The 15619-nt window shown below is 40.4% G+C and carries 17 protein-coding genes and 1 tRNA gene; 11 read left to right on the forward strand and 7 right to left on the reverse strand.

Translation table 11 applies throughout. From position 1 onward, the window contains the following. Nucleotides 1-10 precede the first annotated feature (10 nt). The 5 genes from H8B17_RS18310 to H8B17_RS18330 are packed head-to-tail and all read left to right on the forward strand — an operon-like array spanning nt 11 to nt 4433. Nucleotides 11-388 (forward strand): response regulator, encoded by a 378-nt coding sequence (locus H8B17_RS18310; RefSeq protein WP_317171065.1) that lies wholly within the window; start codon nt 11-13, stop codon nt 386-388. After that, a complete protein-coding gene (locus H8B17_RS18315; RefSeq protein WP_190310690.1) occupies nt 389-1213 on the forward strand; it encodes a CheR family methyltransferase in 825 nt (274 codons plus the stop codon). Between the two features lie 4 nt (nt 1214-1217). After that, nucleotides 1218-1799 carry a chemotaxis protein CheB gene (locus tag H8B17_RS18320; RefSeq protein ID WP_190310691.1) on the forward strand — a complete coding sequence of 194 codons (582 nt, stop codon included), beginning with the start codon at nt 1218-1220 and terminating at the stop codon, nt 1797-1799. Nucleotides 1800-1812: 13 nt separating this feature from the next. Further along, nucleotides 1813-2181, forward strand: coding sequence for a response regulator (locus tag H8B17_RS18325; protein WP_190310692.1), 369 nt, complete (start codon nt 1813-1815; stop codon nt 2179-2181). 23 nt (nt 2182-2204) lie between these two features. After that, nucleotides 2205-4433, forward strand: a complete 2229-nt coding sequence (locus H8B17_RS18330) for a mechanosensitive ion channel family protein (RefSeq protein WP_190310693.1) — start codon at nt 2205-2207, stop codon at nt 4431-4433. An 11-nt stretch (nt 4434-4444) separates the two neighbouring features. On the opposite strand, the gene H8B17_RS18335 is transcribed toward H8B17_RS18330, so the two are convergent. Beyond that, nucleotides 4445-5287, reverse strand: a complete 843-nt coding sequence (locus tag H8B17_RS18335; RefSeq protein ID WP_190310694.1) for a universal stress protein — start codon at nt 5285-5287, stop codon at nt 4445-4447. Nucleotides 5288-5591: 304 nt separating this feature from the next. On the opposite strand from H8B17_RS18335, the gene H8B17_RS18340 reads away from it, so the two are divergent. The 3 genes from H8B17_RS18340 (at nt 5592) to H8B17_RS18350 (ending at nt 7505) form a co-directional block, all read left to right on the forward strand. Next, nucleotides 5592-5834, forward strand: a complete 243-nt coding sequence (locus H8B17_RS18340; RefSeq protein ID WP_190310695.1) for a hypothetical protein — start codon at nt 5592-5594, stop codon at nt 5832-5834. Nucleotides 5835-5839: 5 nt separating this feature from the next. Continuing rightward, nucleotides 5840-6160: a hypothetical protein gene (locus H8B17_RS18345; protein WP_190310696.1), complete on the forward strand. Its 321-nt coding sequence runs from the start codon at nt 5840-5842 to the stop codon at nt 6158-6160. Between the two features lie 82 nt (nt 6161-6242). Next, nucleotides 6243-7505: a dicarboxylate/amino acid:cation symporter gene (locus tag H8B17_RS18350; RefSeq protein ID WP_190310697.1), complete on the forward strand. Its 1263-nt coding sequence runs from the start codon at nt 6243-6245 to the stop codon at nt 7503-7505. Between the two features lie 120 nt (nt 7506-7625). On the opposite strand, the gene H8B17_RS18355 is transcribed toward H8B17_RS18350, so the two are convergent. The 5 genes from H8B17_RS18355 to H8B17_RS18375 form a co-directional block, all read right to left on the reverse strand. After that, nucleotides 7626-7700: transfer RNA gene (locus H8B17_RS18355), tRNA-Glu, on the reverse strand. A 92-nt stretch (nt 7701-7792) separates the two neighbouring features. Next, the gene (locus tag H8B17_RS18360; protein ID WP_190310698.1) at nt 7793-8518 is read right to left on the reverse strand and encodes a hypothetical protein; all 726 of its coding nucleotides are present in this window, start codon (nt 8516-8518) and stop codon (nt 7793-7795) included. Nucleotides 8519-8550: 32 nt separating this feature from the next. After that, entirely contained in the window at nt 8551-9042 is a 492-nt protein-coding gene (ribH, locus tag H8B17_RS18365) for a 6,7-dimethyl-8-ribityllumazine synthase (protein ID WP_190310699.1), read from the reverse strand. 72 nt (nt 9043-9114) lie between these two features. After that, complete coding sequence (locus H8B17_RS18370) at nt 9115-9786, reverse strand: tetratricopeptide repeat protein (RefSeq protein WP_190310700.1); 672 nt, start codon at nt 9784-9786, stop codon at nt 9115-9117. Nucleotides 9787-9914: 128 nt separating this feature from the next. After that, nucleotides 9915-11840 (reverse strand): polysaccharide biosynthesis protein, encoded by a 1926-nt coding sequence (locus H8B17_RS18375; protein WP_190310701.1) that lies wholly within the window; start codon nt 11838-11840, stop codon nt 9915-9917. Between the two features lie 118 nt (nt 11841-11958). Between H8B17_RS18375 and H8B17_RS18380 the strand changes: the two genes are divergently transcribed. The 3 genes from H8B17_RS18380 to H8B17_RS18390 are packed head-to-tail and all read left to right on the forward strand — an operon-like array spanning nt 11959 to nt 14520. Beyond that, nucleotides 11959-13170 carry an alanine dehydrogenase gene (locus tag H8B17_RS18380; RefSeq protein WP_190310702.1) on the forward strand — a complete coding sequence of 404 codons (1212 nt, stop codon included), beginning with the start codon at nt 11959-11961 and terminating at the stop codon, nt 13168-13170. Nucleotides 13171-13174: 4 nt separating this feature from the next. After that, nucleotides 13175-14017: an alpha/beta hydrolase gene (locus H8B17_RS18385; RefSeq protein ID WP_190310703.1), complete on the forward strand. Its 843-nt coding sequence runs from the start codon at nt 13175-13177 to the stop codon at nt 14015-14017. Further along, nucleotides 14014-14520 carry a TlpA family protein disulfide reductase gene (locus H8B17_RS18390; protein ID WP_190310704.1) on the forward strand — a complete coding sequence of 169 codons (507 nt, stop codon included), beginning with the start codon at nt 14014-14016 and terminating at the stop codon, nt 14518-14520. Before H8B17_RS18385 ends, H8B17_RS18390 begins: the two co-directional genes overlap by 4 nt. Before the next feature lie 7 nt (nt 14521-14527). Here the strand turns inward: H8B17_RS18390 and H8B17_RS18395 are convergent, their stop codons facing one another. Further along, the gene (locus H8B17_RS18395) at nt 14528-15574 is read right to left on the reverse strand and encodes an ABC transporter ATP-binding protein (protein WP_190310705.1); all 1047 of its coding nucleotides are present in this window, start codon (nt 15572-15574) and stop codon (nt 14528-14530) included. Nucleotides 15575-15619: the final 45 nt, after the last annotated feature.

The following is a 15619-nucleotide window of genomic DNA, read 5'->3' on the forward strand; positions in this document are numbered from 1 at the left end:
GGGGACTTAAATGATGATGAAAACGCAAAAGATAATCTTGCTTATCGATGACGACAACCGGAATATTTTCGCTTTGGAATTAACATTAAAAGCTCGGAAATATAGGTTTTTGTCGGCTCAAAATGCCACGGAAGGTTTGCAGCTTTTACACTCCAACCCGGATATCGGGTTGGTTTTGCTGGATATGATGATGCCTGAAATGGATGGTTATGAAGCTATACAGTGGATCCGGAGCTCGGATCAGTTTGGAGGTGTTCCTATTGTTGCCGTTACGGCGAATGCAATGAATGGAGACAGAGAAAAATGTTTGGCGGCTGGTGCCGATAGTTATGTCGCGAAACCTATTGATGTTGATCGGCTAATGTATATTATTGAGGAGTTATTATAGATGATCGAGCTGGATATCGTGAAAGACGACGATATGGAAATGTTGTTAAAAGATATTTCTCATTTGTATGGTTATGATTTTACCCAATATAGTAAGGCTTCTTTAAAAAGACGTCTTAATAGGATCTGTATGCTCGATAAATTCACGAGCTTTGCGGAATTACGATATAGGCTTATTCATGACGATGCTTACCTGTCCCGTTTTATCGAAGAGATAACGGTCAACGTCACGGAGATGTTTAGAGATCCTCATTTCTATGCCGCATTACGGCATCATATTTTACCTATATTGAGAACCTATCCATTCATTCGTATTTGGGTTGCAGGTTGTTCTACAGGAGAGGAAGCCTATTCATTGGCCATACTGTTGAAGGAGACGGATTTATTTAATAAGACGCTGATTTATGCTACGGATATCAATCCTAGCGTGCTAGAGAAGGCCTCTAAAGGTATTTTCCCGCTAAACCAAATGAAACAATATTCCAGAAATTATATCTTATCCGGTGGGAATCGTGACTTTTCTTCTTACTACATGTCGATGTATGATGTCGTAAAATTTAATTCAGATCTAAGTAGCAAAATGATTTTTTCTACACATAATCTGGTGTCGGATTCGTCCTTTAATGAATTTCAGCTTATTTTGTGTCGGAATGTTCTTATTTATTTTGATAAAGACCTTCAAAACAAGGTGTTTAAGCTTTTTGACGACAGTCTTCAACCATTTGGTTTTTTAGCTTTAGGAGCCAAAGAGACGCTTCGGTTTTCCAACGTAGAATATCGCTACAAACAGTGGGACGAAGATAAGATTTGGAAAAAGATATCTTAATGTAATGGAAAATAGAAAGACGACGGAGATTTTATTGATAGGAGGATCTGCGGGTAGCATCAGCGTCTTATTAGAGGTATTGCCTCAGCTTCAGGATCATCTTTCTTTTCCCTTGGTGGTGGTTGTGCACCGTACATCACATCCGGAAAGTATGCTGGAAGACCTGCTGCGGTTCCGTAGCCGTCTACCAGTGGAGGAAGTCTACGACAAGATGACGTTGAAAGACGCGTGTATTTACTTGGTGCCGGCAGATTATCATCTTTTGTTCGAAAACAAGCGAATGGTATCGTTGGATTGTTCTGAAAAGGTGAATTACTCCAGACCATCTATTGATGTTACTTTTCAGTCTGCCGCGCAGATATTTGAGGAACACACAGCTGCGTTATTGTTATCGGGGGCCAATGCGGATGGTATAGAGGGGCTGCGTTGTATAGCTGAAAAGAAAGGTGCCGTGTTTGTACAAGATCCTGAAACAGCCGAAATTGCCTATATGCCTCGACAGGCTCTTCTTAATTTACAGGTTGATACTGTTCTGGAACCAAGAGAAATGGCTTCCTTTATCAATCAGTTAAGTACATATTATTAACGTTTATTATACCATGAAGAATAAAACAATACTTGTGTTTGATGATGATATCAATATTTTGGATGTCTTTACCATTGTACTTGAATCCTCCGGGTACCATGTAGAGATTTCTGAGACCTCTCATAATATTTTGGAACGGGTCAAGGAAGTAAATCCAGACATGATTATTATGGATAATTGGATTCCGAATATTGGGGGAGTAAAAGCCACACAGATACTGAAGGGCGAGCCCGACTTTAAACACATACCCGTTATTTATTGCTCGGCGAATAATGATGTGAGTTTTCTTGCAGAACAGGCCGGAGCGGATGCCTATTTGGCGAAGCCATTTGATTTGGATGAATTGGAGAATAAAGTGGCAGAGTTGCTCCGAAACGTTTGAGCTGCTTAAGGTGTTCTATAATTATGACTATAATAGAGAACAATAAAAAGTTGCTACAAGGGCTACTACGGCTTTTGGTATTATTGCTGTATAGTACTATTCATCCTGTTGCTCAATCTCAAGATTCGCTTCTTTATTCCCAACAAGTCATTTGGAAAGAGCGACAAGCTCAAGTGCAGCATTGGAGACAGGTACAGGATACGATTTCAACTAATGTCGATAGTATAAAAAAAAGTCTTTTTTTCGAACGTGATACGCTCGATTCCGCGGAGTTAGATAGCACTTTGATTTTTCTAGGCACGAAAAAGAAACAGATTTCACAATATATCTATGATATTAAAACAGCTCGAACCACATGGTTGTCGGCATCTACCCAGGCACAGGTCGAAGAAGACAGTTTGACGGAAGGCGACAGCTTGAATGTGGAAGAACTGCTTGGAACGGATTCCGTCGAAAAAATAACGAAAGATTTGGTAGACACTTTGCCGCAGCTAATTCGGGGTTATGAAAGGTTGCTTGGCGATGTGGTTTATTTGGAAAGATGGTTCGGACGTCAACAAGCAGAAATAGGGATAGCTGATGTCGATTCTGGCACCGTTCAGATGCACCCTGTCCGACGACATATGGTGCGAACTGTGCAGACTAATTTAGGGAAAGACGGTTCCTCTTCGGATTTTTTTGATTATCCGGCATGGAGTAGTCGCCTCTTTTTAATTCTAATAAGCCTACTTTATTTTTATTGGATGTATAAATTGGGGCGCAAAACAGAACAGGGGAACGAGGAATTTCGATTATATCAGAACGAACCCTTATGGATCCCGTTTTTAAAAGCATCTATCTTCTTTTTGGTTTTATTACCTTTTACGTCCTTTTCCGTACCTGTCCTTATTCTTGAAATTAGCTATTTTCTTGTCTTTGTTTTCCTTTATATTCTTTTACATAAAGAGCTTTCTGTCTTTAAGCGTAAAGTACTTGGACTAATTTTCATTTCTTACTTTATATTGATAACCGCCAATCTTCTTTTGTCCACACTATGGTGGATGAAGGCTTTCGCTATAGTGGCTAATGCGCTCAATATGGCTGTTGTCTGGTCTATGGGACGTCGGACTGATGTCGATAATCCGATAGGATATATTCATCGATATGCCCGTTGGTTGATTATATTAGGGCATTTTATTGCTATTGCATTAATTATAATGGGATATGCCAGCTTTGCGCGTATGTGGGGTTTGGCAGCAGGTATTGGCCTGTTGCAAGTAATCGCATTGCGTGCGGTACGCGACATGTTACTTCATGATATTGAACAGCAATACGAACGAGCTACACCTGAAGCTATGCTTCGCCGTTTCGATATGAAACGGATGCTGCTCAGCTTTGAACGCTTATTCCGTTTTTGTTCGGCGGTATTAATTGTGCTGGTGTTGTTGAACAATTTTCACCTCGTTCGCGAAGCGAGTGCGTTGTTGGAACGTTTACTCATGACAGAACACAAAATTGGAGGTATAACATTCTCCTATGGTGATTTTTTGCTTGCAGCTGCGGTTATTTGGATAGCAAACTGGGTTCAGAAAAACTTAAAAAATTTGTTAGACGATTCATCTCCTAAAAATGAATTGCAGGTTCGGAAGATGACACTGTTTCCCTTGCTTAGATTACTTATTATTGTTGTAGGTTTTTTGATAGGTATAAGCATATTGGGCTTAGGTCTGGATAAATTGACCGTTATTATCGGTGCACTGAGTGTGGGGATAGGATTGGGGTTGCAGAATGTCATTAATAATTTCGTGTCGGGTATTATTCTGGTTTTTGAAAAACCTTTCAAAATCGGTGATTATGTAGAATTGGCGGATAAAAAAGGGCAAGTGATGGAGATTGGTATTCGTTCTAGCACCTTATTGACTGATGAGGGGGCCCGCGTAATTATACCTAATGGCGATTTGCTTTCCGGAAGATTAGTTAATTGGACATTCAGAGAGGCGGATATTCGTGTAAATTTAAAGTTAACGGTAGATCATACTATTCCGGTAGAAGAAGTCAAGAAAGAATTGAAAACAAAGCTTGCAAGCTTTGAAGAGATAGACCGATCTATTCCAATAAAAATATATACAAAGGAAATTACGGCGGATAACTATCAGCTTGGCATTCAGGTAGGTATCAAAAATGTTCGTTACATTGAACGCTTTCGAAGCCGTTTTTTAGAATCTTTCAAAGAGGATATGGATGCTCGAGGTGCTAAGGTGTCATCGAGTTAAGTGCCTCCATATCATGGCTCTTCTTCTCGCAGAAGTAAGAGAGGGGTATGCGATTTTTTGATCAAATGTTTACTTATGCTCCTATGGAATAGACTTCTAAAAAAGCCATACGATTTGGGGATAGTGATAATTAACCCTGCGCCATGTCCTTCCGCAAAATGCTCTATTTCTTCTGCTATGTCATTGCTTGTACCGTAATGATACTCCGGTTGGAAGATGTCTAGTAGAGCATGCATTTTATATTGCTCCATAATCATATCCGGACTTATCTGTTTTCCTTCTAATGCAACATTTAATACTAGTAATTTTGCTTTCAGTATTTCTAACCACTTGCCAATTTCCACTACAGGCGTACTATGCGATACTTTTCTCAAGTCGCATGCGAAGACGATCTTCTGGATAGGTTGATAATCAGCATTTGCTGGAATGATTAACAGCGGGAGTTTCAAGGATGAAGCTAGATTAACCGTATTGCTGCCGATTAACACTTGTTCTAGATTGCTCCTTCCTGTTGCGCCTGCCACGACCAAGTCTGCTCGCCATTCTTCAGCAATCTCTTCGATTCCACGTAGCAAGGGAAAGTTATTTGTTACCAAATGGACACGCACACTATTATTCTCTCCAAGAACCTGCTCCAGTTCTGCCTGTACGGCTTCCAAATTAGCTAAACTTTGTTCCTTTACAAGCGGAGGGGCTATATCTGTCATGGGAAGATCTGTGGCCGTATTCAAATTGTCGTATGCGTGATAAAGTATAATCTGTTCCACTTCTATGGATTTCGCCATTTTTGCGGCGTATCGAACAGCATTTGATGCTGATTTCGAAAAATCCGTTGTAATAATAATCGTTTTCATCTCGTTTGTTTTTTCGTTACATGTTTGTTTTCACCTGAAGTATTTAATAAACAATCCGTTGGAAGGGATTGTTTCTATAATAAATTTTTAAAAACGAGATAGATACGAAACAAGCGTGAGATACGTGTTTACATGGCGTGAAATACCCAAATTTGATTTTTTGCCAACTATTTTCCCTTCCAACCCTTTTATTAAGAGAGGTATATATTTTTATACTTGAAGTTTTCGATGCGAGCATGTATATGTGCTACCGCCTAAAAAAGTAGGGAAAGAAGAATAGATGGTTCAATTAAAAAAAAATAACATGGAGAATTTACAGAAAAACGTAGATGTGAAAGAAGGAGAGATGACCAAGGACATGGAAAGCAAAACAGCAAAAGTTCCGTCAAAGGTATATCTATGTATTGCACTTACGACGATGGCAGCGTCAGCGACATTGAAATGTATGGGGCATAAACACACGGCTTTGTTTGTTGGGCAGTGGGTCGCTCCCTTTTTACTTTTCGGTATTTACAACAAAATTGTAAAAACGCAGGGACATGACTAGCAAAAATGAGTGGGAACTGTGGCCATCCAGCTATAAATGGAATGGCTTTCGTTCCTGGCGCAGACGACAGTAGAAAAGTTATAAATAAAAGGGCTATGGTAACAAAGGTAGAAAATGAAAATACAGGGATCGGAGAAAAAAGGAAAAAAAGAGAACTGAAAACCTATCGCGAACTCGGTTCGGTTGTCAAAAAGACAGTGCCTACCAAGGGCGGGGACGGGGAGGCTGGAGTAGATCCACAAGTCGAACAATTGAACGATATGCCGAACGATCCTACGGACCGTCCTTTGGAGTCGAAAAAGCCAAAAGACAGAAAAGCCAAATAATAGTTTTACTAATCCGTCAGGTTATATTATATTAGGGTTTTCCATATAGATCGTCATGTATCTATGTATAAACCCGAAATGAATGAAAAAAATAGCTTTACATTGGCAGATATTAATAGGTATAGTAGGCGGTATATTAGTCGGCTTTTTGTGCATTCAATTTGCGGTTGGTAAGGAATTCGTAATTGATTGGATTAAGCCGTTCGGTACTATTTTTATAAATCTATTGAAATTAATTGCTATTCCGCTTATTATTGTTTCTCTCATTAAAGGCGTTTCGGACTTAAAGGATACCACGCAATTGTCGGGTTTGGGGCTGCGTACATTGGGGCTTTATCTCCTTACTACCATCATTGCTGTTACACTGGGGTTGGGGTTGGTTAACCTGGTACAACCAGGAGGTTTTCTTTCTAACGAGACCCGAGAGGAAATGCTACGCTCATTTGGTGGTGTCGTCGATGAAAAAGTGGAAGAAGTTACAGCTATCGAGGAAATGCGAGGGCCGCTGCAACCTCTTGTTGATATCGTTCCGGAAAATATTTTTGAGTCGGCATCCGCTAATAGCAATATGTTACAAATCATATTTTTTAGTATTATCGTGGGTATCGCGATGATTTTACTTCCTTTCAACCAGGTGGAAGCTTTTAAGCGAATAATGGACTCGGGAAATGCGATTGTGTTGAAAATAGTTGATATCATCATGTTCTTTTCGCCTTATGGCGTTTTTGCACTGATGGCTGCGCTTGTTGCCGAGGCCCCTTCTCTGGATGTTTTCAAAGCATTGGGAGTATATTCACTCACGGTTGTGGCAGGATTGCTGATAATTGTGTACGGGGTGTATTCGCTGTTTATCTACTTCTTTAGCCACATGAGTCCGGTACAGTTTTTTAAAGGTATTTTCCCCGCACAATTACTCGGTTTTTCGACGAGTTCCAGTGCAGCGACATTACCTGTGACTATGGAGTGTACAGAAAAGAATCTAAAGGTAAGAAAAGATGTGCTGAGCTTCGTTCTGCCCATTGGTGCGACCGTGAATATGGATGGTACTTGCTTATACCAGGCCGTTGCTGCTATTTTTATTGCACAAGTAATGGGGTATGATTTAAGTACAGCCGAGCAACTGAGTGTTATCGTGACGGCAACCTTAGCTTCTATCGGAGCCGCGGCCGTGCCGGGAGCCGGGTTGTTGATGTTGGTTATTGTGTTAGAATCCATAGGTGTCAGTCCGGCGGGTATCGCGTTGATCTTTGCCGTGGATAGACCACTGGATATGTTGCGGACATCCGTCAACATTACGGGTGACGCTATGGTTGCTGTGTTGATGAACAAATACGGCAAAGAGTAGATTATATCGTCGTCTCCGCATCATACCATTTCACACCATTAGGAGAGGACGAACAGACGGATCAGAATCCTGCCAGCACCTAATAAAAAAGCATCAACCGTTTGTGATTGATGCTTTATCTGGTAGCCCGTAGGGGAATCGAACCCCTGTTTCCAGAATGAAAATCTGGCGTCCTAACCCCTAGACGAACGGGCCGAACTTGTGTTTCGGTGTGCAAATATAGGAATGATTATTTATTATGCAAAATTAAAGTTTAAAAAGAGTGATTTTTGTGTCGAACCGTGTGATTATAATATCGAAAATCTTGTTTCTTCCATTTCCGTAAAGGCAGCTACCGTAGGAAATAGAAGAGTTTTATTGCTGTCTTCGAGATTTCTAAAAGTTGTAGGAAGAAATAATCCTCCACCTATATCTTTATAGTCATTTACAAGATAGGTGTCGCCTTCTTTATCAACAAACTGTTTAATCCGTCCTGTTTCTTCATTAAATAACACTTCACCTGACAATCCTTCTTTCAGCTGAAATGGAAGTGATTTTAATTTTTCTGCATTGAAAATGGTTGAAGATATTTCGCCCGTTTTTGTTTCGGGTTGATCAATTAAGACGGGTAAGAAAAGAAAAGTAACATCCTTTTTAAACTGTTCATTGATTTTGATAAAAAGCTCGTTTGTTTCTGGATTGGTCTGTTTTACTTCATTGCCATTGATGAAAAACTTAGCTAATTTATTCGTCTTAAAGTTGAACAACGATACAATATTGTTTCCGTCGCTAGATTTTCCTTCGAAACGCGCTTTCCCAGACTTCATGTCAATGAGGAACTTTCTACTGTTTTGAAAATGCTCGGTGAGACTCCCTGTTGCTGTAAAAAGAATATAGTTGGTACTATCCCATTTGCTCTGCCCCCCAATCCCCTTTAATAGTATCTTACCTGCTTCTTGTCCTTCCTGCGCCTGCATAGGTGTGTTTGAAAGGAAAAGAATACCGATAATAATTGTTGTTAGGAATGTTCTCATAGTTACCCCCTAATTTTAAAATGTAGCAACAATTATTTATATTTCTTACTGATGAGCGCCATTTGGATGGCTGTGATGGCGGCTTCTTCTCCTTTATTCCCATGTTTTCCACCTGCGCGATCCAAAGCTTGTGCTAGATTGTCTGTAGTTAATACGCCAAAAATAACAGGTTTATTGTGTTTAATAGCGACGTTAGCGAGGCCGTTGCCTACAGCATCACATATAAAATCGAAATGACGTGTTTCACCTTGAATGACACAGCCGAGGCATATTATGGCGTCAAATGATTTGTCGCGAAGCGCTATATCTGCTCCAGAAATTAATTCATAGCTACCCGGAACTTGGATAATATCGATATCATTCTCTACGGCACCGTGTTGCTGTAACCCTTGCAAAGAACCAGTTAACAAAGCTCCCGTAACTTCAGCGTTCCATTGCGAAACAACGACTGCGAATTTTAAACCTTTTGCGTTGCCAACTTCGATATGCGAGAAGTCTGACAAATTTTTCATGCTACTAGACATGGGGCAAAGATATTAAAAAAAGGCTGCTTATAAAAAATAAGCAGCCCGTGTATACGAATAAACTATTTCTTATTATTGTTGTTTTGCCCGTGCACGAGCTATAAGGCCATCTATCATGTTAGCCTCAGGGCTATTTGGATAATCGGACTTGATAGATTGATATGACTCTTCCGCACTTTTGAAGTCTTCTAATGCTTCATATACGATACCTAATTTCTTAAGGAATAGCGGCGTAGTATAGGTGTTTTTACTCTTTTGTGCCGCTTTTTTATAATGCTTTGCAGCACTCTTATAATCTTTAGATTCAGCGTAAGCATCTCCAATTAATCCGGTAACCAAGGGATCTAAAATCTCACTTCCGGTATCAGCGTATTTTTGGAGGCTTTTTATAGCTTCTTGAAAGTTGCCTTGGCGAAGATAGAGTCCACCTAAATAAGCATTGGCAATGTTGGCAGATTTCGTGTTGGAATATTCTTGTGCAATCTCTTTAAAGCCAAGGAACGATCCATCTCCCTCAATAGCTTTGGCTTGCAGGGAATCAATAGCCGCATATTCTTCGGCCTTATATATCTGATTGGACGCCTTTTCCGCGCGCGGGGCTAGATATAGTCGTTGATAGCCTAAATACAACAAAATCAAAAGAATAATACCACCAACGATGAAGGTGATGCTTTTTTGATTATCCTGAAAAAATGAACCGGACGTTTTTTTAGGTTCAGTTTGATTTACGTTTTTATTTGACATTTGTTATTATCGTATAATAAATATGGAACGCAAAATTACACTTTTAAAATTTTAATACAAGTTTTCTTCTGTATTTTACTTGTCTTTTGTCGACAATGGTGTGTGCGGCCGATCAGAGGGTGTACTTTCTATCTCGTTGTTGGGGAGGTAATCTCGCCGTCCAACTGCTCGTATATGGAGTTTTGACTTTTAAATTCGGGTACAATAACTTTCATCTGACGTACGATTTCCACATTGTTGTTTGTTTTAACACGTTCCTCAAGTTGGTTGATCTGTTCGACGACTTCCAAAAGATTGTTTTCTCGTACTTTTGCAATCATAATCTTTTGATGGTGTGTAGGAAGTGTGTTTTCGAGATCATTGAGTAATTCCTCGTACAGTTTTTCACCGGGACGCAGCCCTGTAAACTTAATATCAATATCTTGGTAAGGAATAAACCCAGAAAGTTTAATCATCTTTTCTGCAAGATCAACAATTTTGACCGATTTCCCCATGTCGAAGACGAATATCTCTCCGCCATTGCCCATACATCCCGCTTCGATAACCAACTGGCAGGCTTCTGGAATGGTCATGAAATAACGAGTGATATCGGGGTGGGTCACGGTGAGTGGCCCGCCTTTTTCAATTTGCTCGCGAAAGCGTGGAATAACAGAGCCGTTGGATCCAAGGACATTTCCGAAGCGTGTTGTAATGAATCGAGTTTTCGTATTTGGATGATTTTCTTCCAAATCATTATTCAGCGACTGTACGTACATTTCGGCGATACGTTTGGTTGCTCCCATAACGTTCGTCGGATTGACCGCTTTGTCTGTGGATACAAAAACAAATTTCGATACTTCAAATTCAATCGATAAATTTGATAAAATAAAAGTTCCAAATACATTGGTCCGCACGCCCTCAATCGGATGGTTTTCCATCATAGGCACGTGTTTGTAAGCTGCCGCATGGTATACGTATTGAGGTTTGAACGTTTCAAATAAGATACGCATCCGGTCTTCATTTTTGACATCGGCGATAAAAGATTGGTACGCTTGATTCTTAAAACGATCTTGTAGGTCCAGATGCAGGTTATGTAAGGGGGATTCTGCCTGATCGCATAAGATGATCAGCTGCGGTTCGAAATGACCAAGCTGTTTCGCTATCTCACTTCCAATAGAACCAGCTGCGCCTGTTACCAAGATGCGTTTCCCTCTCAGTTGTTCTAAAAGGGAGTCATTTTTTAATTTTATGGGGGCCCGTTCCAATAGATCCTCTATCTTCACTTTTTTGATCTGTGTAGGGGAAACGGTTCCGTTGATGATTTCACTCACAGGAGGAAGCGTAAGCACATTTATTTTATGCTCTAAGCATATATCGATAACTTGATTCTTTTTTTCGGTACTGATTCTGTGTGACGCAAAAATTAATTCATCAATGGCCAGTTTATTGATTAGACGCCCCAAATCTGCAGAACTGAATATTTTAATACCGTCGATATACTTGCCGATTTTGCTTTCATCATCATCCAGATAGGCCACGATATAGTTATTCGATTTAAGATCGTGGTCGAATGTCCGCTTTACCGCGATGCCTAAGTCACCAGCACCGTATACGATGACATTTTTCTTATCGGACGTTTTCGTTTTATTGTATTGAAAAAATATTTTTATTAATGTTCGGTACGTTGTTAAACCCGTAAAAGCAAACAAACTATATACAATAATAATATTTGTCGGGATGAGCGTGGGAATATTGCCAGCAATCAGGATTAATTTAATGGCGAACAGAACAATAACGTTAAACAGCAATGTCGAGAGAATTCGAATAGAATCCACTGCGCTGGTGTAGCGTACAATGCCGGAGTAAAGTTTGAAAATTAGAAAGGAAACAGAAGTAATTCCTAAACAGTAGATCAATTCAACGGCGAAATTGGGTGTTGCATAAGCGCCGATATCGAAAGAATAGAACAAGCCGTATGCAAATACAAAAGCTATCGCGGCAATGGTCAAGTCAAAAATAAAAATGGTCCATCGGGGAACGATGCCAATTTGATTAAAAACGGGAAACTTCTGCATTGATTTTTTTTTACATAGATTGTAAAAATAGGAAAAAAAGTGGATTTATGAATCTTATTCCCAAAATATCAAGAATAATATCTAAATTCACAAGTGATAAAATAGATAGGATTGTAGCATGAGCGACATGTCAAAAATTGCCCATAAGGCGATATTTCAGCCGAAAGAAGCGCTGGCAAGTGTGGGCAAAAGTCGGCACGCATTAAAAATTGGGGTACCCAAAGAAATTTCTTTTCAGGAGAAGCGGATAGCGTTAACGCCGCTATCGGTTGCTTTACTCGTTGAATACGGCCATGAAATCGTGATAGAGGCGGGAGCAGGGGAAGCCTCGAACTTCTTGGATACCCATTATGCCGAACAGGGAGCACGAATCAGTCACGATAAACAGGAGGTTTTTGAATGTGATCTTGTTGTTAAGATAGCAAGCCCGACTATGGAAGAAGTGAATCTGATGAAAAATAGGCAGGTGCTGCTTTCTTCTCATCAGCCCTCGCTAATGAAACTACCGGTACTACAGGCTTTAATGCGAAAGCAAATCACGGCGGTTTCTTATGAATATTTGCAAGATGAAGGAGGACATTTAACGGTCGTGCGTGCCATGAGTGAAATAGTAGGTGCCACCTCCGTACTCATCGCGGCCGAATATCTGAGTAATATTTTTGATGGGAAGGGTCTGATGTTAGGCGGTATAACAGGGGTCCCGCCGACAGAAATGGTTATCATCGGAGCGGGTACGGTAGGGGAATATGCCGCTCGGGCTGCGATAGCTCTCGGCGCACAGGTCAAAGTATTTGATAGCTCCGTATACCGATTACGAAGATTACAAAACAATGTGGGCAGTCGTGTTTTTACGTCCACGATACAGCCTATCGTATTAAATAAAGCGGTTAAATCTTGTGATGTCGTTATCGGTGCCGTGCGAGCAAAGAATGGTCGTTCTCCTTGTATTATTTCCGAAGACACGGTTTCCAATATGAAGCCAAATGCTGTTCTTATCGATGTCAGTATTGATCAAGGAGGCTGTTTTGAAACCTCCGAAGTGACAACACACGACAAGCCGGTATTTCGAAAATACGATGTTATACATTATTGTGTGCCTAATATTGCTTCAAGGGTTGCACGTACAGCAACCTATGCGTTCACAAACATAATGACTCCGCTGCTTCTCCAAATAGGGGAGTGCGGCGGAATGAACAATATGATCTGGTCTGATAAATGTATTCGAAGTGCGGTCTATCTCTATCAGGGGATGCTGACGAATAAAGACATTGCGGAAAAGTTTAACTTGCCATCAAAAGATTTGGATTTAATTATCGTAGCTAATCAATAAAAAGATGAAATTTATTTATTCTATACTATTTGTCGTGTTATTAAACTATTATACACTTGCGCAAGAAAAAGTTGCACTATATGCCGAGATCCCCAATGCAACAAAATCTGTAGAAGATCTAGGAGATGAAAATATCCCCGTTTTATATAAATATGAACTGCCAAGTGCGAAGCAAGCGGTATTGGTAATCCCCGGCGGAGGATACTCCCATGTTGCTATTAATCATGAAGGGCATGAAATAGCCAAAGCATTTAACGAGGAAGGCTATAGTGCTTTTGTATTGTATTATCGTTTACCTAAAGATGCGTATATGGATGTGCGGAAGATAGGTCCTCTACAAGATGCCCAAAGAGGTATACAATATATTAAAGAACATTACGATTTTGACCGGGTTGGTGTGATCGGGTTTTCGGCCGGCGGCCACTTGGCATCGTCTTTATCAAACCATTTTGACGATGTGAAGATTCGGAATGAAAATGCCATTAATTTAGCACCTGATTTTTCGGTATTGATTTATCCTGTTATTTCGATGGATGATGAAATTACACATAAAGGTTCTAAGAACAACTTGATAGGCGAGGAACCGGGAAACGAAGATCTGATGTATTTTTCGTTAGAGAAACAGGTGTCCGCAAAAACTCCACCTACTTTTTTGGTACACGCAGAAGACGATAAAGCGGTTCCCGTGGCAAATGCAATACGTTATAAAGAGGCGTTGGACAGTACCGGGATAATGAATGATATATTTATTTATAAGACGGGAGGGCATGGTTTTGGATTGCATAACAAAACTGATGCTAGAAAATGGTCAGAAGCCATGTTTAGTTGGCTAAAAGATTTGAAATGAAGAAAATTATATTCACGTTCATGTTGGGTGTTGGATTTTTAACCAGCCAATCTCAAGAATGGAAGGTACCTTTGTATGATAGGGTACCAGCGTTTACGGTGCAGGACAAAGAAGGGAACTCCATTGCGATCGAATCCTTGCGCGGAAAGGTCGTATTGTTGACCTTTTTTGCGACCTGGTGTCCTTCTTGTCGAGAAGAACTGCCTCATATTCAAAAGGACATATGGGATCGTTGGAAAACGCGAGATGATTTTACCGTTATGGTGTTAGCAAGGGAAGAAGGTTGGGATAAGCTGGATCCCTTTATGAAGAATACAGGCTATACTTTTCCAATATACCCTGATTTAGAAAGGAAGGTTTTTAGCTTATTTGGTGATTCCTATATTCCTAGAAATGTATTGATCGATAAAGAAGGAAAAATTATTTACCGATCTATAGGCTACACGGAAAAAGAGTTTTCAGAACTGGTTAAACGTATCGAAACCGAATTGGAAAAAAAATAGAGAAGTCTTATTCGAACGTGACATATCGTTTAATGTCGACTGTCACCTTGCTGCCGATAGAAATGTCGGCTAACGGGTGTAGAATAGCATGCAGCGTAAGCTGCTCGTTGTTCAATACCAACTCTTCGTAAAAGCCACGGAAACGAATGTCCTTTACTAAAAATGTGCCTTGAGGATTTTCCTTAAAGTCCACATCCTCCTGATGTATACCAATCGTTTGTTTTGATGATATACCGAGGCTTGTAGCCTGATCCGGCGATAGGATATTACTTTTTGCCAAAAGTTGTGCCGTGTAGCTGTGTGTAGGTTCGTAGTAGAGCTTTGTAGGAGAACCCTGTTCAATGATCCTTGCGTCTTTCATGACGATTAATTCATCGGCCATGGCTAGGACCTCTGTCGGATCATGCGAAACCAGAAGAATAGTAAGTCCTGTGTCTTCAACAATTTGTCGCATATCTTGTTGCAGTGCATCGCGAAAGGCAGCGTCGACTTGGTTGAATGGTTCGTCCATAAGCAATACCTCCGGTTCGTTCACCAAAGCCCGTGCTATAGCGACGCGTTGTTTTTCTCCCCCGCTTAAGTCAGCAACACGTTGTTGAGCAAGGTGAAGAATTTTTAATCTGTCTAACGTTTCACGTGTCTTCGATTCTTTAAGTGCGAGGTCGGTGTTCGGTAATTGCGACGCAATATTGTCCCAGACCTTTGCATAAAGATTAAGATCATCAAATCCTTGTGATACCAACTTCATAGCAGGATGTCCAGGAATAAGTTTATCTTTTCGTGTGGGGATCAACCATCCCCGATAACGCACCTCTCCTGATGAGGGTTCTAATAATCCATAAATGAGTTTTAATAGCGTGCTTTTACCGCTTCCCGACTCGCCGATAATAGCGGTGATTTTTCCTTCCGTAATACCGAAATCAACTGTATTGACGGCGGTAATGTCTTGGTGCGCATGAAAGGTATGGGAAAGATTTTCACCATTTATCAACGGTAATCCAATCCTTTGCTGGTCGGTCGGGACATATTGACAAGAAGAAGTTTGTTGCGCCATAGAGAATCTTGAACCTTGTGTGGCACAAAAGTAACATATTTTTAA

The sequence above is a fragment of the Sphingobacterium arenae genome, from assembly GCF_014692505.1.
In the GTDB taxonomy this organism is placed as follows: Bacteria; Bacteroidota; Bacteroidia; order Sphingobacteriales; family Sphingobacteriaceae; genus Sphingobacterium; species Sphingobacterium arenae.